Consider the following 20016-nt stretch of genomic DNA (forward strand, 5'->3'; position numbering starts at 1 on the left):
ATCGAGGTGAGAGGTGCCCGTACCGCAAACCGACACAGGTAGTCGAGGAGAGAATCCTAAGGTGTGCGAGAGAACTCTCGTTAAGGAACTCGGCAAAATGACCCCGTAACTTCGGGAGAAGGGGTGCTTCTTTGGGTGCATAGCCTAGAGAAGCCGCAGTGAATAGGCCCAGGCGACTGTTTAGCAAAAACACAGGTCTCTGCAAAACCGTAAGGTGACGTATAGGGGCTGACGCCTGCCCGGTGCTGGAAGGTTAAGAGGAGCGGTTAGCGCAAGCGAAGCTGTGAATTGAAGCCCCAGTAAACGGCGGCCGTAACTATAACGGTCCTAAGGTAGCGAAATTCCTTGTCGGGTAAGTTCCGACCCGCACGAAAGGCGTAACGATCTGGGCACTGTCTCAACGAGAGACTCGGTGAAATTATAGTACCTGTGAAGATGCAGGTTACCCGCGACAGGACGGAAAGACCCCGTGGAGCTTTACTGTAGCCTGATATTGAATTTTGGTACAACTTGTACAGGATAGGTAGGAGCCAGAGATCTCGGAGCGCCAGCTTCGAAGGAGGCGTCGGTGGGATACTACCCTGGTTGTATTGAACTTCTAACCCATGCCCCTTAGCGGGGTAGGAGACAGTGTCAGGCGGACAGTTTGACTGGGGCGGTCGCCTCCTAAAGAGTAACGGAGGCGCCCAAAGGTTCCCTCAGAATGGTTGGAAATCATTCGTAGAGTGTAAAGGCATAAGGGAGCTTGACTGCGAGACCTACAAGTCGAGCAGGGTCGAAAGACGGGCTTAGTGATCCGGTGGTTCCGCATGGAAGGGCCATCGCTCAACGGATAAAAGCTACCCCGGGGATAACAGGCTTATCTCCCCCAAGAGTCCACATCGACGGGGAGGTTTGGCACCTCGATGTCGGCTCATCGCATCCTGGGGCTGTAGTCGGTCCCAAGGGTTGGGCTGTTCGCCCATTAAAGCGGTACGCGAGCTGGGTTCAGAACGTCGTGAGACAGTTCGGTCCCTATCCGTCGTGGGCGTAGGAAATTTGAGAGGAGCTGTCCTTAGTACGAGAGGACCGGGATGGACATACCGCTGGTGTACCAGTTGTCTTGCCAAAGGCATCGCTGGGTAGCTATGTATGGACGGGATAAGTGCTGAAAGCATCTAAGCATGAAGCCCCCCTCAAGATGAGATTTCCCATTACGCAAGTAAGTAAGACCCCTGAAAGACGATCAGGTAGATAGGTTCGAGGTGGAAGTGCGGCGACGTATGCAGCTGACGAATACTAATCGGTCGAGGACTTAACCACATTTTATTGCACAAATTCAATGAAACGTTTATCCAGTTTTGAAAGAATGAAATTTCTTTTAACTAAATAATTAAGTGAAGTGATGATGGCAAAGAGGTCACACCCGTTCCCATACCGAACACGGAAGTTAAGCTCTTTAGCGCCGATGGTAGTTGGGGGCTTCCCCCTGCGAGAGTAGGACGTCGCTTCGCTTATTTTTTTTGGGAGGATTAGCTCAGCTGGGAGAGCACCTGCCTTACAAGCAGGGGGTCGGCGGTTCGAGCCCGTCATCCTCCACCATTTTAATCAAGAGCCATTAGCTCAGTTGGTAGAGCATCTGACTTTTAATCAGAGGGTCGAAGGTTCGAGTCCTTCATGGCTCACCAGTTTTATAAAATTATACATACTGTCAGATATAAAAATTCTTGATGCATTTTGCGGAAGTAGTTCAGTGGTAGAACACCACCTTGCCAAGGTGGGGGTCGCGAGTTCGAACCTCGTCTTCCGCTCCAAAAATGCCGGGGTGGCGGAACTGGCAGACGCACAGGACTTAAAATCCTGCGGTGAGTGATCACCGTGCCGGTTCGATTCCGGCCCTCGGCACCATCTTTACAATAAACAATATGCGCCCGTAGCTCAATTGGATAGAGCGTCTGACTACGGATCAGAAGGTTGTGGGTTCGACTCCTGCCGGGCGCGCCATATAACTCAACTGGAAAAAGCTTAAATGCTTATCAAGTAGAGATAAACTTATTATCATGGCTACCTAGCTCAGCTGGCTAGAGCATTCGGTTCATACCCGAAAGGTCGTGGGTTCGACTCCCTCGGTAGCCATTTTATACTTTTGGAGGTATACCCAAGTCTGGCTGAAGGGATCGGTCTTGAAAACCGACAGGCGGGTAACACCGCGCGGGGGTTCGAATCCCTCTACCTCCTCCATTTTTTACAAACTGGGTAATGAAAAAAGTATAAACATAATATTTTCGCGGGGTGGAGCAGTGGTAGCTCGTCGGGCTCATAACCCGAAGGTCGCAGGTTCAAGTCCTGCCCCCGCAACCAAATGGTCCCGTGGTGTAGCGGTTAACATGCCTGCCTGTCACGCAGGAGATCGCCGGTTCGATCCCGGTCGGGACCGCCATTTGTGGGTTTGTAGCTCAGTTGGTAGAGCATTAGATTGAAGCTCTAAGTGTCGGCGGTTCGATTCCGTCCAAACCCACCATATGCGGGTGTAGTTTAGTGGTAAAACCTCAGCCTTCCAAGCTGATGTTGTCGGTTCGATTCCGATCACCCGCTCCAGTTTTTAAATGGGCCTATAGCTCAGCTGGTTAGAGCGCACGCCTGATAAGCGTGAGGTCGATGGTTCGAGTCCATTTAGGCCCACCATATACAATTATTCCGAAGTAGCTCAGTTGGTAGAGCATCCGGCTGTTAACCGGCAGGTCGCAGGTTCGAGTCCTGCCTTCGGAGCCATGGCCCGTTGGTCAAGTGGTTAAGACACCGCCCTTTCACGGCGGTAACACGGGTTCGAATCCCGTACGGGTCATTTTTAAGCATGTAGCAGAGGCTACATGCTTTTTTTATGCTTTTAATCTCTCTTTGCTTTTGCTCCTTATTCCTTATAAATAATATTCAACAGGTCTTATGAGTTTTTCTTAGATTACCGCCAGAATAATAAAGGTTTTTTGGCGTAAACACATTCAGAATTAATATTTTCCAAAAGTTGGTCGATATAAAAGGGGGTATAATTACACAAGACTTTAGGAGGGGTAATGGAATGAGTTTTTTAAAAGGATTAGGATCTTTAATAGGTGAAGTAACGGGAGAGATTGTAGGCGGTACTGTTAACTTAATAGGCGAGGTAACAGGCAGCGAGTTCATTGAGGAAGTCGGGGACGGAATTAAAAAAGCCTCTGCTTTTGCCGGGGACAAATTAGGTGAGGCGGCGAGCGGAACGTGGGATGTGGCTGCAGGGATAATCACGCAGGACGAATATCAGCGGAAAGAAGGGTTTAGCGATCTTGGACAGGCTACAGGCGATACGTTGAAGGCGATCGGAAATACAGTAGTCCATGTGGCTAAAAATGGTGTCGAAGTAGTGGACAGTCTGGCAGTAGGGGATACAGAACGGCTGCAGGGCGGCGTCAAAGAGCTTGTGAAAGTCGGTGCTGTTGGGGCTTTGTCATTCGGTATCATTGATCTGGTCGATGGATCTGAAGGAGAAGCTTCGCCTATTTCCAATCAGACAGCTTCCTTGCCATTGGCGGACGGGGCATCGGATACTGCATTAGCGGAAAATCCGAACAACCATCATGTTGAGCCGCACTGGCGCACCTTGCCGAGTGGCGAGCAGATTTGGGTGGATGGTGATGGTGATACATCTATCAATACAAATGAAGGCTGGATTCAATCCAATCCGGACTACCGTGTGAAACTATAGAATCGTTCCATTCTGAAAAAAGATATGGCAGCCCTGATCAAATTATTTGATCGGGGCTGATTTTTTTATGAAATAAAAGTTGTTCGGGCGATGGGTTACCTGATTAAAAGGAGTGATATCTGTACGGAGTATCCACCAAAAGTATACATATTTCTATACAATATTGTGATGAATGCAGCCACCGCCAAAATATGTTCAATCTACTGCTGGATCTAGCTTTGTAGAAATATACATAGGCTGCATGTCTACCAACTTGTACGCCCCTTATTCTTTAAGAGTGTCCTTATAAATGTTTTCTAAAAGTGTTGCGATAGCATTTCTAAGGAGGCCAAAGCTAAACTGCATTACCTTCTCACACTTGGAGTAACAGGGTGAATAAATATCTGTTTCATATCTACTGCTTCAAACTGTTCCTCTAACAATTGCTTCACCCGGTTATAATCAATCCGATACCATTTCGTTCGATCTGTGCAAAACTTATTAAGTGTATTTGTTGAAACGATAACACCTAACTTTTCTAGCTTTTGAATGATTCGCATAATTTTAGGGACATTCCAGAAAAGCAATTGCTTTGACCAATCCTCATATGACTGGCAATACCAGATTTCTCCGTTCCTTAAAACCCCTTGCTCTTCAAGTTTTTCATGAAGCTGTTGAAGTAATAATGCACCGTTTATACCAACTACTGTTGCTAAATCTTGTGATAAACTCATTTGTTCCCCATCTACTAAGAATATACTCATTTTCCATCCTCCTAATAATTGATTTCACATTTTATATAACTGATTGATACATAAAAAGGGGACATTCAGTTAAAAGTTTTTAAAATATATCATTTAATCCCATTCGCTAGGTCCGGTTTCTCCTTCTGAAAAATCAAGTTCAAATGGGGGAGATGGCATATCATAACGTTTACGTGCAATGGCATTGTTATAGTAGGATTCAAAGTTTTCTTCTTTAAACAATGTCGATGGCCGTAAATATTTTTGCATAAGTAAATCATCCATCCAACTTCTAACTTGTTCATCAATGACCATAAAGCAGTCTTCGATTGTAAAGCCATCATTTAAGCGTGAAGCGATATGTCGCTGGTTTGCTTTTAATTTTTTATTGAAGTTCGTTAATGCTTTTTCATTTAAGTATTCAATGACCATATAGATGGCATCTGTTTTATTTGTAATGTTTTTTTGAATGTCTTTAACTTCTCTTAAATAAGAGCGTTCCGTATGAACCTGTTGCGATGGTTCCTCCTGTAACACTGGCGTCGTTTCCGCTGTACCATTGGATGGATGATTTTGGCCACTGTGAGCAAAAAAATATGCATCCACCATTTTATAGTCAATGCGATACCATTTAGTACGGTCTCCTAAATAACGATTAAAACGACTATTGGAAATGACCAAACCTAATTTCTCTAAGCGCAAAAATTTCTTTTTAATCTTTTGAACGCCCCAAAAAGGAAATTGCTTCTGCCAGCGTTCATAAGACTGGCAATACCAGACTTCACCGTCCCGTGTCACACCTTGGTGATGTAACCTGAAATGCAATTGCTGTAACAATACGGCTTCTTCTAGACCGATAGCCATTGCTAATTGCGGATATATTAATAACGGTGCATCATTTACAAGTGGTTTCATCTAAAAAGCTCCCTTCTTCTTTTAAGCACTATATGTCATTCAAAAAACGAAAAAGGGACAAATCCCACTCTATAATTTTGGTTGATCTAGAAAAGGATGATCAAACCATTACTACCAAAAAGATATATTAGATACTATTCAAAAATAACTTCCTTTCTTTATTAAAAAATCTATAATAAATAAGGGAGGTTAGAAAATGAAAAAAGTTTTTAGTTTATTATTAGTGTTTATTCTAGCTGTATCCACGATGTTATATGCTTCACCAACAAGTGCGGAACAAGTGTTTACTGATGTACCGCCAAAGCATAGTAACTATCAGGATATAGCTTATTTATTGAATAAAGGGATTATTAGTGCCGACAAAAAGACGTACGGTGTAAAAGATATTGTGACGCGTGAAGAAGTAGCGGTCATGGTGGCAAAAGCTGTCGGTCTTGATGGGACACAGCGAGCGACAAAATTTAAAGATGTTCCGAAGTCACATAAAAACAGCGGATATATTCAATCAGCTGTAGAAGCCGGCATCATTAACGGCTATACGGACGGCACATTCAAGCCGACGACAAAAGTGACGCGTGGTCATATGGCAGCATTTATTGCACGCGCATTTGATTTACCTACTGGCACGAAAACATTTAAAGATGTAAAAAAAGGGCATACAGCATATGAAGCAGTGAGCCAACTAGCTGCCGCAAAAATTACTACTGGTTATGAAGACGGTACATTCAAGCCTGCGAATAATTTAACACGTGCTCATATTTCCGCGTTTTTAGCACGCGCGGTGAAGTATCAGGAAAGCTTAGGGTCAACATCTTCTAAATTGAATGTCCACTTTTTAGATGTTGGACAAGGTGACTCGATTTTTGTTCAAGCACCAAATGGCAAAACAATGCTTATTGATGCAGGGACGAAAGAATACGGCAGCACGGTTGTTGCTTATTTGAAATCTAAAAATGTGAAGAAGCTTGATTATGTAGTAGCAACACATCCGGATGCCGATCATATCGGTGGATTAGCAGCAGTACTGGAAAGCTTTACGGTTGGAGAATTTATTAACAGCGGAAAAGTCCATACAACAGCAACGTATGAAAACTTACTGAAGATGGTAGTCGAGAAAAAAATTCCGTATACAGAGCCGAAAGTAGGCGACTTGATTTCATTGGATTCAAATGTGAAAACTCAAGTTTTAGCTGTCAATGCGCAGGCAAGTGATATGAATGATGCTTCGATCGTATTAAAACTGACCTATCAAAACATTTCTTTCTTATTGATGGGCGATGCGGATGCAGGAATCGAGGATCAAATTGCGAAGAAATATGATGTTTCCGCAACGATTTTAAAAGCGGGTCATCACGGTTCAAGCTCAAGTAGCTCGCTTGCATTTTTGCAGAAGGTAAATCCGAAAGCGGTTATTTTAAGTTATGGAGAGGGCAACAGCTATGGCCATCCGCATAAAGAAGTGATTACAAATATTAAAACGGTTGGTACAAAAGCTTACTCAACTGCACAGGATGGTACAATTGTTGTGACAACGAACGGTCAATCTTACTCAATTAGTGCAAAAGAGTTTATCGTACCCAATACGGCACCTGAACAACCAAAAGGTGATGTGAATTCGGGGACGTATGTTATTCCTGGCGCACCGACTGCATTTAAAAACTGTACAGAAATGCGAGTTTATTATCCGAAAGGTGTCAGCTCATCGCATCCCGCTTATGCAACAGCAAGAGACGGCGATAAAGATGGCTGGGCTTGTGAATTATAATATACGTGAAGCAGCTTAAGTGAATTTTTGCTTAAGCTGTTTTTTTGTTGGGCGTTTTTATTAGAACAATGGTATGGAATATTAGAAAAGTTGGAGGGGATATTAGAAGAAACTTGGGTGATATTAGAAGTTCCGCCGGTTTCAGCTGATTTGAAGCTTCATTTTCGCCTGAATACGCTGAACTTGACTTGCGATCAAAATTTATTAGAACAATTGGACCGGATATTAGAAGAAGTCCAGGAGATATTAGCTGATCGGTAGGGGATATTAGAACAAAGCGACTACTTATTAGAACAACTCCGAATTATATTAGAAAATCGCAACTTTATTAGAACAAATAAAATTATATTAGAACTTTTCCGAACTTATTAGAACATTTGCGGCCAATCTTATAATGTGTGTATCTTTAAGGTAAAGGGGTGGATGAAATGAAGCACGAATATAAAAAGCAGAAAAAGAGCTGTATGGCACAAAAGCAAAGCCGGTATTACTGGACGTGCCCCAACAGAAGTACATCTGTATCGAGGGTGAGGGCAATCTTTCGCGTTAAAACATTGGTGCACCGTGAGATTTATTTATCGGATCCGCGTAAAGTAACCGGTGATCGATTGAAAACATTGCTACGCTACCGTGTAGAAGAAAATAAATGAAAAACGAAACACCAGCAGCATGTCCAGTGTTTCGTTTTTTTAGATTAACTATTACTGAACGCGGGCAAACCCGAATCCTGAAGCGTAGTCATCGCCTGTACCTGCACCGTAACCGCCTTTAATGTCTACAGCTTTTGCACGTGTTTGTAAGTTCGAGCGCAGTTGCGTGTGAGACCAAGACGGGTTTTGAGCCCAAATTTTTGCAGCTAAACCTGATACGTGAGGTGTAGCCATCGATGTACCGCTAATTGTGTTATAGCCACCGTTATACCATGTAGAGTAAATAGCTGAACCAGGGGCTGAAATTTCGATATCACCTTGCTGGATGACATAGTCGCCAGCAGTAGAAGCGTATCCGCGTGAAGAGTAGTCAGCTACACGGTAAGTTCCGTTTTGCTGTACATTTTCCAGTGCAGCAACCGCAATGGCATTCGGTAATGCACCTGGATAACCGATTGATCCTTGAGAATAACCTGAGTTACCAGCAGCCGCAACAACAAGTACGCCTTTGCTGTATGCATAGTTAACAGCACTTGAAATTAGGCTGTTGTTCGCTGAAGAACCTAATGACATGTTGATGACTGTTTTCGTTCTAGTCGATGTTGCTTGGTCAGCCGCATGACGGATTGCAGCAGCAATGTCATCTGAGTAACCAGAACCGCTGTCTGTTAACACTTTGTATGCCCAAAGATCTGCATCTGGAGCAACACCGTAAACGCCGCCTCGGTCGCTACCGCCATCAGCCAATGCTGAACCGGCAACATGCGTACCGTGGCCGTTTCTGTCAGTACAGCTATTGTTTACGACAGTTGTCGCTGTTGTGAAGTCTTTACATTGTTCCACATTATTGGCTAGGTCAGGGTGGGAAGTGTTTACTCCTGTATCAAGTACAGCGATATTTACGCCGCTTCCTCCAGATGTAGATGTTAATGAACTATTGTTATAAATCGCTTTAATTCCCCATGGTACTTGCTGGGAAGCTCTTGCGAAAGCTGATGCATCCGGTGTTCTTTCTTCCACTGTATAATCCTGTCCCAATTCAAAATTGGTCGGATCTAATGAAACGACAGGAACTTTTGTCACAGTGAAATTTTTATTCTTTTGTAGTGCTTGGAATTGCTTTTCATTCATTTCCGTTGAAAATCCGTTCTCTGTTAATTCCCAACGAGCTGAATATTGTGCTTTTGCTGATTGTTTAGCAGACTGATTGTTTGCTTCAACGTACACACGGAACTTTTCCTGTCCGACATTGTTTGCCGAATTGTCTTCACTACCTAAAGTAGCCGCTTGTGCCGGACTCATTAATGATCCTGCAATTAAAAGACTAAATAATGTACTCTTTACCTTTTTCATTTTTCCTGACCCCTTTTCAAAATGTATTTGGATTACATATTGAATTTATCACATTACTAGTTTTTTGATTATTGGGAAAATATTGAGTATACTAGATAAACTATCTAACTTTTGAAGGGGTGTGGTATTTGAATGAAAATAGGTTCTTTAATAAAGTACTATCGTACGAAGCTGGGAATGACTCAAAATGAGGTAGCAGCGGGGATTTGCTCAATTCCACATTTAAGTAAAATAGAAAACAACAATAAAGAGGCAAACTGTGAGACAATTCGCCTGATCTTGGAACGCTTGAATATTAATAGCCAAGACGTCGAAAATAGCGAACAGCATATCACAAAGTTATTGAAAGACTTACAAAAACAGATCAATTATCTAGAAAATGAAAAAGCTAATGAGACAATGGACCGATTAAAAGAGTATGAAGAAATTATTGGCTTTACGGAATCGGTCTATTTATATGAACTTTATAAATTACGTTACTATGTTTTTATTAACGAATATAAATTGGCGGAACAACAGTTGAAATGGCTAAGTGCCCATCGTCAAAATTTTTCCCAACATGAGAGATATTTACATTCCTACTGTTATGCGTTAGTTTTATTAACAAGAGGAAAATATGCGGAAGCCGCTGTACAACTCACTACTATACTTCAGACAAATCCGGAACTGGGGTCACTGGAAGGGGAGTTTTACTATCACTTTTCATTAATAAAAGGACGGCTTGATGAACCAAGCCAGGCAATTATTTATGGGAGAAAAGCACTGCATTTTTATAAAGATCAGTTTAATTTTAAGCGTATTATTTATACGTCGATGTCACTCGCTCTTTATTACGCGCAGGGTAAAGTGTTTCATGAAGCAATCGAAATTTATGATCATCTCCTGAGAAATGTTGAACTGATGCAACAGCAGCAGTTACTGCCTGCAATCTACCATAATCTTGGGGATTTACATCAAATGAGAGGCGAATATGAAAGTGCCCTCGTTTACTTTGAGAAAAGTGCTTCGTTAATGGAAAATGACAGCGATAACTATCTATTTTGTTTATATAATTTGGGCATGACGCAATTCCGTCTTAATCAAAAGCAAGAAAGCCTCAAAACTTTTACTATTTTAAAGGAAGAAGCAAAAAGTAAGAGAAAAGTAAGTTTTAATCTATTTGCTTCTTTTTATTTATATTTGCTAGGTGGACAAGAAAAGAAAGCGATGGAATTTTTGGAGGGGAGGTTAATTCCGTTCACGGCAAACAGTGAAGAATTTAAAGAAATGCACCAGCAGTTTTCTTATTTATTGGGTGAGTACTACCGGCAAGAAAAGAAGTTTGAAAAAGCAATCCAATTCATTTAATTATAAAGGAGACGAGGAATATGAAGAAAAACGTTAAGTTATCGCTATTATTATTAAGTGTGGCATTGGTGACATTGTCTATCCCAATTTATCCCCCAGTTTTATCATAATATAAAAACGCCATTCAGAAGCTTACTCAAGCGGCTGGATGGCGTTTTGCAATTATTTCATTACCTTTGACTTCATTAAAAAAGCAAAGCCTTCAGCGCTCTCCAGTGAAAATGAACCACCGCGACCTTCCATTATATCTACAACGACTTGCATATGCTTTAAATACTCGGCTTGATGCTTATCAATATAATACGGAACACCCGCAATGTCCCCGATGCAGACAAGCTGGCTGCTAATATAGTGACCGTCTGCCTGGAAACACATCGGCACCGTACCATCACAGCATCCTGAAGACTGTTCAAAAACTAAGTTCCCATGCTTTGCCTTCAATAGCTTAATAACCTCAACCGCTTTTTCGGTTGCCACTAGCTTTTCCATATAAAAAAGACCTCCTAACAAATTCAGTTTGAAAAGGCTGCGGACGTTCGAGAATTCAAATAAGTGTCAAAACAGAGCGGCGCGGAGTGGAGGGGCTGACTTCTAGGGGATCAGCGTGCGCGGAAAATCCCTGTTGCTCCTGCGGTTACTCGTCGCAAAGCTTTTATCAAAGCTTTGGAGCCACGCCCCCAGAAAAGCATGCCCCGCAACGCAGCAGAGCGGACCAGATTCGACAAGTCATCATTCAATTTTCATAAAGCCCACAGCAACCCCAATTAAAATATTAAAAAAGGGATGTGCTACATTAGCACATCCCTCATATTGCTTCGGCTTAGAAGAAACCTTGAGCGTTTTTGTTGTAGCTTACTAACATACATTTTGTTTGTTGGTAGTGCTCTAGCATCATTAAGTGGTTTTCGCGGCCGATACCTGATTTTTTGAATCCGCCGAATGCTGCGTGTGCAGGGTATTGGTGGTAAGTGTTTGTCCAAACACGACCAGCTTGGATACCACGAACAGCGCGGTAAGCTGTATCCATGTTACGAGACCATACACCAGCACCTAGACCGAATTCTGTATCGTTTGCGATTTCCATTGCTTCTTCAAAAGTAGAGAATGTTGTTACAGAAAGAACTGGACCAAAGATCTCTTCTTGGAAAATACGCATTTTGTTGTTACCTTTGAAAACTGTTGGTGCTACATAGTAGCCGCCTTCTTGGTCAGCATCTAATTGGTTTTGGTAGCCGCCGATAAGTAGCTCAGCGCCTTCTTCTTTACCGATTTCGATGTAAGATAAGATTTTTTGTAATTGCTCATTTGAAGCTTGAGCACCCATCATTACTTCTGTATCTAACGGGTTACCGATTTTGATTGCTTTAACGCGCTCTAATACACGTTCCATGAATTTGTCGTAAATAGATTCATGAATTAATGCACGTGAAGGACAAGTACAAATTTCGCCTGAGTTTAATGCGAACATTACTAAACCTTCGATTGCTTTATCTAAATACTCATCGTCTTGATCCATTACGTCTGGGAAGAAGATGTTCGGTGATTTACCACCAAGCTCTAATGTTACAGGGATAATGTTCTCTGTCGCATATTGCATAATTAAACGGCCAACACCAGTAGAGCCAGTAAATGCTACTTTTTGAATGCGTGGGTTTGTAGCAAGTGGTTTACCTACTTCAACACCTAAACCGTTCACAACATTGAATACACCTTTTGGAAGTAAATCTTGGATTAATTCGATTAATACCATGATTGAAGCTGGTGTTTGTTCAGCAGGCTTCATTACGATTACGTTACCAGCTGCTAATGCAGGTGCGATTTTCCAAGTAGCCATAAGTAATGGGAAATTCCAAGGAATAATTTGACCTACAACACCGATTGGCTCATGGAAGTGGTATGCTACTGTATCATTATCGATTTGAGAAATACCGCCTTCTTGTGCACGGATTGCTCCAGCGAAGTAACGGAAGTGGTCGATAGCTAATGGAATATCAGCGTTTAATGTTTCACGTACTGCTTTACCGTTGTCCCAAGTTTCAGCAACAGCGATTTTTTCTAAGTTTTCTTCAATGCGGTCTGCAATTTTATTTAAAATATTCGCGCGGTATGCAACAGAAGTTTGTGCCCAGGCACCTTTAGCTGCATGTGCTGCGTCTAATGCTAATTCAATATCTTCTTCAGTTGAGCGAGCAACTGTAGTAAATACTTTACCAGTTACAGGTGATTTTACATCCAGGTATTGCCCTTTAACAGGAGCAACCCATTCGCCACCGATAAAGTTATCATATTTTTCTTTAAAGTCGATTACTGCACCAGCAGTATTAGGGTTTGCATAGATCATCTATTAACACCTCTATTATGTTATTAAAGTTGTGACAACTTTATGAACCTATTATGCACTCATGTATGAAAAATCGCAAATGAAAATGCTTTCATACTTACTTGTGTTGCTATTTTTGTAAAAGGAAATTGCATGTAAATAACATTTTGAGTGTGATATTTATGTACTGATACAGAAATGATTGGAGTATGAAGGGATGGAAAAAGTAGTGGGTTAATCCTTATATTATTATAGTAAGTGGTTATTATATAACAAAAGTAACTAATGAAAATATGTGAATAAAAATACATAAAAATTAATAAATATTTTTTATGAAATCTAGCAAATCTGGAGTCATTTTAGTGTTTTAAATGAATTAACTGCCTCATATTTTCTAGTTTTTACTGTTTATTGTTAACTTAAAGGTATTTTTAGTTATTCGCATTACGAAATAATTTAAGTTAAAATGGACGTATTCATCAAAAGAAAAGGGGAGGAGTTATGCTTCTTGTATTCGTAATTGCACTTATTGGAGCACTTCTATTCTCCGCACTTTCATTGCCGATTCCATGGCTGATCGGTCCTATCTTTTCGGTATTAATCGCACAATTTTTCATCAAAGACCGGCTCAGATGGCCAGCAGTTTTGCGAAATACCGGGCTTGTCATCGTCGGTGTTGCGATTGGTCAACAATTTGATTTCGCACTATTTTCCGATTTCAAATCACTGCTGTTCTTTATGGTCATCGTCAATATTCTATTATTTGCGTTTTGTTTAGGGATTGCATGGATCATTGCCAAGTCAACGGGACTTACATTTAAAACGGCCGTTGCTGCCAATGTACCGGGCGGATTGTCTCAGCTTGTATTGTTTGCAGAAGAAGAAGGGGATGTCCATTTAACAGCGGTCACGTATTTTCATATCGTCCGAGTATTGGGTGTCGTTCTGCTTATTCCGTTTTTAGTTTCCGGTCATGTTGTTGGGGGAGCGAGTATTCCGTTGACATGGGATGTTTGGCAAGTCGTTCTGGTCATTTTGCTTGCCGCTATTGCCGTGCCACTTGGCAGAAAATTAAAGCTGCCTGTTGCACACTTTTTAACGCCAATCATCATTGTCATCGGTTTAAAATTCTTTGGAATTGAAGCGCCGACAATGCCGAGTGATGTGCTTCATATTGCGCAAATACTAATCGGTGCCTATATCGGGCTATTATTAAAACCGGAAACATTGCGTTTGCCATTGAAAGTTTTAATCGGCGGAGTGACCAGTACTGTTGCGATGATTATTCTCACATACGGCACAAGTTTGCTTATCGCCCGGTTTTTAGATTTAAGTTTTGCGACAAGCTTTTTAAGTACAGCACCAGGTGGGCTTGATCAAATGGGTCTGTTGGCTGCTGCGGTAAAAGCAGATATTTCCGTTGTGACAGTATTCCAGCTGTTTCGTCTATTATTTATTTTCCTATGTATACTGCCTATTATTAAATGGGTTTACCGGGATCGGGGAGAGACTGTTCAACAAAATTAATATGCAGCTGCATTAAATATATGCCGTGTATTCAATCGATTAATTGTGACAGCATTATCACGACATTATAAGTGGAAAGATGAGAAAAAAAGCCTGGATGCTAACCCTTTGTGTCCCTAATAGGGTATACTAGAGAAAGTGATTAATTGAGGAAGTAGGATTAAGAACATGCAAACGCAATCGAATCGTCAGTTGTGGGCGCAAGCTGTGAAGACCGGCATTATTAAATCAAACTTAATTCCGATGATCGCGGCATTAATGCTCGCCCTGTATACGTATGAATTAAATTTTGTTGAACATATTCCCGCTATTATTTTTGCAATTATTGGTTCTGCGGCCGTCATCGCTGCTGCAGGTGCATATAACAACGTATATGACCGGGATATCGATCAAATTATGCCCCGTACTAAATCACGTCCAACCGTTACTGGAGAACTATCTGCGAAGTTAGTGCTAATTGTTGCGACGATTTTATTAATACTAGGATGTACGGCGCTTTATTTAGCATCACCGTTAGCTGCTTTGTTAGGGTTTTTAGGTGTATTTTTCTATGTTGTCCCTTACACAATGTGGACAAAACGCCGTACGATCTGGAATACAGAAGTTGGCAGTATTTCAGGTGCTATGCCACCACTTATTGGGTGGGCAGCCGTCGCTCCGGATCTTTGGCATCCGGCCGCGTGGGCACTGTTTCTAATTATGGTTATTTGGCAAATGCCGCATTTTTATGCCATTGCCATCCGTAAAAAAGAAGATTACGCCGCGGCTAATATCCCGATGCTACCAGTAGCAAAAGGGGAGCAGCGCACATATATTCAGTCGAATATTTATCTCGTGCTGCTAATTTTATCGAGCTTTTTATTTTTACCGCTTAGCTTAGGGTTAACAATTGTTTCTCTTGTCCTTGGTGTCATTTGGCTCTCCATGAGTATTGCAGCATCCAAAAAGCAGGGAGAGAAGAAATGGGCGAATATTATGTTCGGCTACTCGCTTTTCCATATGATGGCTGTATTTGGGACAGTCTTTATTTATGCAACAGTTGGCATGATTTTAAATGTGCTTTAAGGCTGTATCAACTAAAACTCATTCATTTTCTATAAAGGAAATGGATGAGTTTTTTTATGTAGAGTTTATACATGCATTGGTTGCTCATTTTATTTAGTAAAAAACGCATATATAAAATATTTTTCTCTTATAAAATAAAAAACATCATCAAAAATCAACTAATCTATATCAAAAAAATATCATTACATGTCTGCTTGTTGAGAAATTGTGAACATAAAATGTGAGCATAATATGACAATGGAATCCCTCGTATTTTTTGAAGCAAGGAGACGTGCTATCATTGATTTATCAAGTGGAGCGGGTTGCTTGGTAGGCAGACTTGCTCACTCATTGATATGCTATGTTACTCATAAATCTCGTACAGGACTTCGACAACATATAAATCCCCCCTGTTTTTTATATGGTCACGTACGGATTACAAAAAACTCCAATGCTGTAGTGGGCATTGGAGTTTTTTTGTTTAGCTTTATTATTAAAATTTAATTGATGCTACTTCATGCATGTAATCGCCAAGAACGCGTAGGCCTTGGTCGAAGTTTTCCAGGTGGAAATGTTCGTTTGGAGCATGGAAGTTTTCGCTTGAAAGACCGAAGCCCATTAATACAACAGGTAAGCCTAAAATTTCATCGAATGCTGCAACAATCGGGATTGACCCGCCACCGCGTGTATAAGCAGTCGGTACTTCATACACTTTTTCATATGAACGACCTGCCGCCTGAATTGCCGGGTGGTCAAACGGTGTTAAATAAGGTTTTCCTTTATCGAATTCAGAAATATTTACTTCGACACCTGCTGGTTTATGCTTTTCAATATGTGCTTTCAATAAAGCAACAATTTCCTCAGGGTCTTGGTCAGGTACTAAACGACATGTAATTTTTGCACCCGCTTCGGCAGGTAATACTGTTTTAATGCCTTCACCAGAGAAGCCGCCGAATACGCCGTTCACTTCCAATGTTGGACGTGCCCATGTTTGTTCCAAATAAGAATAGCCAGCTTCACCGAATAATTCTTTGACACCGACTTCTTCTTTTAAGGCATCTTCATCAAAATTTAAATCGCGGTAAGCTTGACGCTCTTCTTCAGATAGGGGACGTACTGAATCATAGAAGCCTTCCACTTGAATTGTCCCGTGCTCATCGCGGAAAGATGCTAAAATTTCTGCAAGTGCATGGATCGCGTTTTGAACACCGCCGCCATAAAGACCGGAGTGCAGGTCACCTTTTGCACCGCGCACATCAATTTGCACACCTGTTAATCCACGTAAGCCGTAGCATACCGCCGGTTTTCCTTTTGCGTAAAGGCCTGTATCGGAAATGACGATCAAGTCTGCCGCTAATTTATCTTTATTGTCTTCTGTATACTTTGGAAGAGACGGACTGCCGATTTCCTCTTCACCTTCATAAATGAATTTCACGTTAACCGGTAATGTACCTTCTGTTGCGAATAACGCTTCGATCATTTTTAAATGCATGAACACTTGTCCTTTATCATCCGAAGAACCACGTGCGAACAGTTTGTTGTCACGGATGGCCGGTTCGAAAGGAGGTGTTTCCCATAAGTTTAGAGGATCCACTGGTTGTACATCATAATGACCGTAGAATAGAATTGTCGGTTTGCCTTCAGCATGAAGCCATTCTCCGTAAACAACCGGATGACCGTCAGTTTCATCTACTGATACGTTTTCAATGTTTAATGATTTTAAATGGTCTGCAAGCCAGTTTGCCGCTGACAGCATATCTGCCTTATGTTCAGATAAAGCGGAAATACTAGGAATACGTAAAAATTCGTTTAACTCTGCTAAATGACGTTCACGGTTTTCTGTGAAGTAAGCATCTAATTTTTCTAAATGACTCATATGGTTGAGTGCCTCCCTTTATTTCGATATTTCGGTTATGGAAATAATTATAGCATAGAACAAATGGAAATCAGCTTCCCGTCTTTCCTTTTTTTGAGCCTGCATCAAACACCCAATACATTGTCGCCGTTGCTATCGCAAAGACAATGCCGCCATATATAGGCAGGTAAATGGATTCCATCATAAGGGAAATGGTCATTAAAAGGGTGAAGGAGATGAGTAAATGCGCAAAATATTTATGGAACCGGTGATTTTGAGTTGTTTTTGATTCAATCAGAACATCGGATAACATAACAAGCGCAAATTCAATGATCCCATAGATTAGGATGAACCCAATTAAGTTGCCCCAACCTTCAAATTCAATTCCGAAAAGCAGTAAAATGCCTACTTCCACGGAAATCGCGACACCGATAATCGCTAAAAATAATAAACCGATAAAAATAAAGCCGATAAAAGCTACGAAATTTTTCATATAGACTCCTAACAATTTTGAATAGATCATAGTTAGTATAAATGATTTCCGGAAAAAAGAGGGAAGCGCGCTCTCGTAAATACGAGTAACTAACCTTAAAGTCAAGCAAAGATGTAATGTGTTTTTACATAAATATGGAAAGCAATCGGTGCAACTTCTGCTCAAATACGCTACGATAAAAATAATAAATCCAAAAGGGTGATCAGGATGTTCTATCTATTGCTAAGTTATTTATTCGGTACGATCCTTTTTGCGGTCGTTATCGGAAAAATAAAAGGGATTGACCTGCAACAGGCGAATAGCGGCAATCTTGGGGCGCGCAATGCCGGACGTACATTGGGAAAGTGGGCTTTTATCCTCGTGGCGGTGGGGGACGGCTTGAAAGGGCTAATTGTAGTAATAGCAGGGCGTATGCTTGAGCTTCCTGAACTGACGATTGCACTTGCGATCATCGCTGTAGTGCTTGGCCATCTGTACCCGTTTTGGAATCGCGGAAAAGGCGGAAAAGGCGTCGCAACGGTAATCGGAGCAATGGTCGCTTTTTCTCCGCTGCTTCTGCTAGTATTTTTAGCCGGCTTTTTATTGAGTCTGCTCATCACAAAAAGTGCCACACTTAGTATGACAGGCGGATTCATCGTGTACGGATTCGTCCTGAGTGTATATATAGAAGCCGGATTTATCATAACGATTGCACTTGTTCTCGTTATTTGGAAACAGCGTCATAGCATTGCAGAAAGGGTGAAACCAAATGTACTGGAGTAAAATTGCAGCAACAGATGAAGAATTCGATGCAATTGCAGCATTAAACTATGAAACATTTGTGGAGGAAATACCCCAGCATGAACACAATCCGTCGCGTCGTCTCATCGATAAATTTCATGATGAAAATGTATATGTAATCGTTTATAAAAATACGGAAATGGTCGGTATGGTCGCATTCCGCGATACACGACCATTTTCAATCGACCGTAAAATCGGGAATGTAGAAAACTATTTGGACGCAGAAGTTTGCGAATATTTATGTGAAATCCGTCTGCTCGCGGTAAAAAAGGCTCACCGCAACGGGCGTGTTTTTACGAAGCTTGCAACAGCGATCTACCGCTATTTTTATGATGCGGGATATACGGCATGTGTCATTTCCGGTACAGTTCGTGAAGAAAAAATGTATGCACAAATGGGGTTCAGACAATTTGCTTCAGCTGTCGGGACAGAGGAAGCTCGTTATTTGCCGATGGTTTTAACACGGCAGGACAGTGCAGTTTTCCGGGAGCGTCTGCGTGAACAGAATATGGTGTTTTTCCCGGGACCGGTTGCATTGGAAAAGCCGCTTATACCATCAACGATTTCCCACCGCTCCGTAAAATTCCAGCAAGAGCTTGATGAGATGAAAAACGAGTTATGTAAGCTTGCAAAGGCGAATTGCGTCATACCGCTTGTCGGTACAGGGACACTTGCCAATGATGCGATGCTTGGCCAGCTGAAAAGTGAATTTCCCCATGAAGCCGGACTAGTATTGGTGAACGGGGAATTCGGCCATCGCCTCCATAAACAGGCGAAACAGTGGGGACTACATATTGAAAAGATTGATATTGGATGGGGGAATCCATTCGATATTGCGCAAATTGAAGCTCATTTACAAAAGGATAGTTATCGGTACATTGTATTTGTCCATGGTGAAACGTCAAACAGTACATTGAATCCGCTCGCCGCGTTAGTGGAGCTGGCGGAAAAATACGATATAAAGCTATGTGCGGACTGTATTAGTTCGTTTGGTTCGGTGCCGTTTTCGATGCAGGGGCTTCATTATGCAACAGCGGTTAGCGGGAAGTCGCTCGGTACGGTGGCGGGGCTTGCTTTCATCTTTTGTAAGGAAAAGCCGGTTTCGAGTGATGCGCCGCTGTATTTGAATTTGCCGTATTATATGGAGAAGCAAATTCCATTCACATTGCCGCATTATTTTGTGGAAGCTGTCAGAGATGCACTCAAGTTGTATCCGGAGCGCTTTGAAGTATTGGAAAAGCGGATGGAAACAATTAAAAATTCGGCGCTTGGTGTAACAGCAACTTATCCGATGATTGCAACATGGGAACACCCGAAAATGGCTGAAATTCTAACAACATGTGCATTAAACGGCTTTTTACTGCATGGTGACAGCGCGTATTTAAAGGAACGCAATATCGCTCAAATCAGCACAATCCAGCCGAGTTTCGATAAGGATTTTAAAAGATTACAAGAATTGCTCACTTATGTAATGGAAACATTGTAGGGGGGATAAGGAGAAGGCGGGGAATGCAGAAACATTTATTT

Annotated in this window: 15 protein-coding genes, 14 tRNA genes and 2 rRNA genes (1 of these 31 cut by a window edge); 24 read left to right on the plus strand and 7 right to left on the minus strand. The window is 41.8% G+C overall.

What is annotated here, in order from left to right:
- The 17 genes from MKY27_RS02020 to MKY27_RS02100 form a co-directional block, all read left to right on the plus strand.
- Positions 1-1302: ribosomal RNA gene (locus MKY27_RS02020) — 23S ribosomal RNA — on the plus strand; it begins 1627 nt to the left of the window's first position.
- 75 nt (positions 1303-1377) lie between these two features.
- Positions 1378-1493 (plus strand): 5S ribosomal RNA (gene rrf, locus MKY27_RS02025).
- Positions 1494-1505: 12 nt separating this feature from the next.
- A tRNA-Val gene (locus MKY27_RS02030) sits at positions 1506-1581 on the plus strand.
- Positions 1582-1591: 10 nt separating this feature from the next.
- Positions 1592-1667: transfer RNA gene (locus tag MKY27_RS02035), tRNA-Lys, on the plus strand.
- A gap of 51 nt (positions 1668-1718) precedes the next feature.
- Positions 1719-1793, plus strand: a tRNA-Gly gene (locus tag MKY27_RS02040).
- A gap of 5 nt (positions 1794-1798) precedes the next feature.
- Positions 1799-1887 (plus strand) — tRNA-Leu (locus MKY27_RS02045).
- A gap of 19 nt (positions 1888-1906) precedes the next feature.
- Positions 1907-1983: transfer RNA gene (locus tag MKY27_RS02050), tRNA-Arg, on the plus strand.
- A 58-nt stretch (positions 1984-2041) separates the two neighbouring features.
- A tRNA-Met gene (locus MKY27_RS02055) sits at positions 2042-2115 on the plus strand.
- 12 nt (positions 2116-2127) lie between these two features.
- A tRNA-Ser gene (locus MKY27_RS02060) sits at positions 2128-2220 on the plus strand.
- A gap of 45 nt (positions 2221-2265) precedes the next feature.
- Positions 2266-2340, plus strand: a tRNA-Met gene (locus tag MKY27_RS02065).
- Between the two features lie 3 nt (positions 2341-2343).
- Positions 2344-2419, plus strand: a tRNA-Asp gene (locus MKY27_RS02070).
- Positions 2420-2424: 5 nt separating this feature from the next.
- Positions 2425-2500 (plus strand) — tRNA-Phe (locus MKY27_RS02075).
- Positions 2501-2503: 3 nt separating this feature from the next.
- Positions 2504-2577, plus strand: a tRNA-Gly gene (locus MKY27_RS02080).
- 10 nt (positions 2578-2587) lie between these two features.
- A tRNA-Ile gene (locus MKY27_RS02085) sits at positions 2588-2664 on the plus strand.
- Between the two features lie 11 nt (positions 2665-2675).
- Positions 2676-2751 (plus strand) — tRNA-Asn (locus MKY27_RS02090).
- Between the two features lies 1 nt (position 2752).
- Positions 2753-2824 (plus strand) — tRNA-Glu (locus MKY27_RS02095).
- A gap of 231 nt (positions 2825-3055) precedes the next feature.
- Positions 3056-3718 carry a hypothetical protein gene (locus MKY27_RS02100; RefSeq protein ID WP_339197347.1) on the plus strand — a complete coding sequence of 221 codons (663 nt, stop codon included), beginning with the start codon at positions 3056-3058 and terminating at the stop codon, positions 3716-3718.
- A 344-nt stretch (positions 3719-4062) separates the two neighbouring features.
- On the opposite strand, the gene MKY27_RS02105 is transcribed toward MKY27_RS02100, so the two are convergent.
- Both MKY27_RS02105 and MKY27_RS02110 read right to left on the minus strand, forming a co-directional pair.
- Positions 4063-4461: a hypothetical protein gene (locus tag MKY27_RS02105; RefSeq protein WP_339197351.1), complete on the minus strand. Its 399-nt coding sequence runs from the start codon at positions 4459-4461 to the stop codon at positions 4063-4065.
- A gap of 93 nt (positions 4462-4554) precedes the next feature.
- On the minus strand, positions 4555-5355 hold the full coding sequence (locus tag MKY27_RS02110) for a conserved phage C-terminal domain-containing protein (RefSeq protein ID WP_339197353.1): 801 nt from the start codon (positions 5353-5355) through the stop codon (positions 4555-4557).
- Positions 5356-5551: 196 nt separating this feature from the next.
- Here MKY27_RS02110 and MKY27_RS02115 point away from each other — a divergent pair, with 196 nt between their 5' ends.
- Both MKY27_RS02115 and MKY27_RS02120 read left to right on the plus strand, forming a co-directional pair.
- Complete coding sequence (locus MKY27_RS02115) at positions 5552-7120, plus strand: S-layer homology domain-containing protein (protein ID WP_339197355.1); 1569 nt, start codon at positions 5552-5554, stop codon at positions 7118-7120.
- A 428-nt stretch (positions 7121-7548) separates the two neighbouring features.
- On the plus strand, positions 7549-7770 hold the full coding sequence (locus MKY27_RS02120) for a hypothetical protein (RefSeq protein WP_339197358.1): 222 nt from the start codon (positions 7549-7551) through the stop codon (positions 7768-7770).
- 51 nt (positions 7771-7821) lie between these two features.
- Here the strand turns inward: MKY27_RS02120 and MKY27_RS02125 are convergent, their stop codons facing one another.
- Positions 7822-9123: a S8 family peptidase gene (locus MKY27_RS02125; RefSeq protein ID WP_339197361.1), complete on the minus strand. Its 1302-nt coding sequence runs from the start codon at positions 9121-9123 to the stop codon at positions 7822-7824.
- A 132-nt stretch (positions 9124-9255) separates the two neighbouring features.
- Here MKY27_RS02125 and MKY27_RS02130 point away from each other — a divergent pair, with 132 nt between their 5' ends.
- Complete coding sequence (locus MKY27_RS02130) at positions 9256-10470, plus strand: tetratricopeptide repeat protein (protein WP_339197364.1); 1215 nt, start codon at positions 9256-9258, stop codon at positions 10468-10470.
- Between the two features lie 162 nt (positions 10471-10632).
- On the opposite strand, the gene MKY27_RS02135 is transcribed toward MKY27_RS02130, so the two are convergent.
- Positions 10633-10959 (minus strand): DUF779 domain-containing protein, encoded by a 327-nt coding sequence (locus MKY27_RS02135; protein WP_339197366.1) that lies wholly within the window; start codon positions 10957-10959, stop codon positions 10633-10635.
- 331 nt (positions 10960-11290) lie between these two features.
- Positions 11291-12811 carry an aldehyde dehydrogenase family protein gene (locus MKY27_RS02140; RefSeq protein ID WP_339197369.1) on the minus strand — a complete coding sequence of 507 codons (1521 nt, stop codon included), beginning with the start codon at positions 12809-12811 and terminating at the stop codon, positions 11291-11293.
- A gap of 480 nt (positions 12812-13291) precedes the next feature.
- On the opposite strand from MKY27_RS02140, the gene MKY27_RS02145 reads away from it, so the two are divergent.
- Positions 13292-14317 carry an AbrB family transcriptional regulator gene (locus tag MKY27_RS02145; protein ID WP_339197372.1) on the plus strand — a complete coding sequence of 342 codons (1026 nt, stop codon included), beginning with the start codon at positions 13292-13294 and terminating at the stop codon, positions 14315-14317.
- Positions 14318-14485: 168 nt separating this feature from the next.
- Positions 14486-15382, plus strand: a complete 897-nt coding sequence (gene cyoE, locus MKY27_RS02150; RefSeq protein ID WP_339174998.1) for a heme o synthase — start codon at positions 14486-14488, stop codon at positions 15380-15382.
- A gap of 472 nt (positions 15383-15854) precedes the next feature.
- Here cyoE and MKY27_RS02155 read toward each other — a convergent pair whose 3' ends face one another.
- Both MKY27_RS02155 and MKY27_RS02160 read right to left on the minus strand, forming a co-directional pair.
- A complete protein-coding gene (locus tag MKY27_RS02155) occupies positions 15855-17237 on the minus strand; it encodes a dipeptidase (protein ID WP_339197375.1) in 1383 nt (460 codons plus the stop codon).
- Positions 17238-17307: 70 nt separating this feature from the next.
- Positions 17308-17709: a histidine kinase gene (locus MKY27_RS02160; RefSeq protein ID WP_339197377.1), complete on the minus strand. Its 402-nt coding sequence runs from the start codon at positions 17707-17709 to the stop codon at positions 17308-17310.
- Between the two features lie 207 nt (positions 17710-17916).
- On the opposite strand from MKY27_RS02160, the gene MKY27_RS02165 reads away from it, so the two are divergent.
- Together MKY27_RS02165 and MKY27_RS02170 are read left to right on the plus strand one after the other, a co-directional pair.
- Positions 17917-18471, plus strand: a complete 555-nt coding sequence (locus MKY27_RS02165) for a glycerol-3-phosphate acyltransferase (protein WP_339197379.1) — start codon at positions 17917-17919, stop codon at positions 18469-18471.
- A complete protein-coding gene (locus tag MKY27_RS02170; protein WP_339197382.1) occupies positions 18458-19975 on the plus strand; it encodes an aminotransferase class V-fold PLP-dependent enzyme in 1518 nt (505 codons plus the stop codon). Before MKY27_RS02165 ends, MKY27_RS02170 begins: the two co-directional genes overlap by 14 nt.
- Positions 19976-20016 lie beyond the last annotated feature (41 nt).

Source organism: Solibacillus sp. FSL R5-0449 (assembly GCF_037975215.1).
GTDB lineage: Bacteria > Bacillota > Bacilli > Bacillales_A > Planococcaceae > Solibacillus.

Coding starts and splice junctions, on each gene's coding strand:
- MKY27_RS02100 (WP_339197347.1), top strand. CDS start 3,056: ATGAGTTTTTTAAAAGGATTAGGATCTTTAATAGGTGAAGTAACGGGA.
- MKY27_RS02105 (WP_339197351.1), bottom strand. CDS start 4,461: ATGAGTATATTCTTAGTAGATGGGGAACAAATGAGTTTATCACAAGAT.
- MKY27_RS02110 (WP_339197353.1), bottom strand. CDS start 5,355: ATGAAACCACTTGTAAATGATGCACCGTTATTAATATATCCGCAATTA.
- MKY27_RS02115 (WP_339197355.1), top strand. CDS start 5,552: ATGAAAAAAGTTTTTAGTTTATTATTAGTGTTTATTCTAGCTGTATCC.
- MKY27_RS02120 (WP_339197358.1), top strand. CDS start 7,549: ATGAAGCACGAATATAAAAAGCAGAAAAAGAGCTGTATGGCACAAAAG.
- MKY27_RS02125 (WP_339197361.1), bottom strand. CDS start 9,123: ATGAAAAAGGTAAAGAGTACATTATTTAGTCTTTTAATTGCAGGATCA.
- MKY27_RS02130 (WP_339197364.1), top strand. CDS start 9,256: ATGAAAATAGGTTCTTTAATAAAGTACTATCGTACGAAGCTGGGAATG.
- MKY27_RS02135 (WP_339197366.1), bottom strand. CDS start 10,959: ATGGAAAAGCTAGTGGCAACCGAAAAAGCGGTTGAGGTTATTAAGCTA.
- MKY27_RS02140 (WP_339197369.1), bottom strand. CDS start 12,811: ATGATCTATGCAAACCCTAATACTGCTGGTGCAGTAATCGACTTTAAA.
- MKY27_RS02145 (WP_339197372.1), top strand. CDS start 13,292: ATGCTTCTTGTATTCGTAATTGCACTTATTGGAGCACTTCTATTCTCC.
- cyoE (WP_339174998.1), top strand. CDS start 14,486: ATGCAAACGCAATCGAATCGTCAGTTGTGGGCGCAAGCTGTGAAGACC.
- MKY27_RS02155 (WP_339197375.1), bottom strand. CDS start 17,237: ATGAGTCATTTAGAAAAATTAGATGCTTACTTCACAGAAAACCGTGAA.
- MKY27_RS02160 (WP_339197377.1), bottom strand. CDS start 17,709: ATGAAAAATTTCGTAGCTTTTATCGGCTTTATTTTTATCGGTTTATTA.
- MKY27_RS02165 (WP_339197379.1), top strand. CDS start 17,917: ATGTTCTATCTATTGCTAAGTTATTTATTCGGTACGATCCTTTTTGCG.
- MKY27_RS02170 (WP_339197382.1), top strand. CDS start 18,458: ATGTACTGGAGTAAAATTGCAGCAACAGATGAAGAATTCGATGCAATT.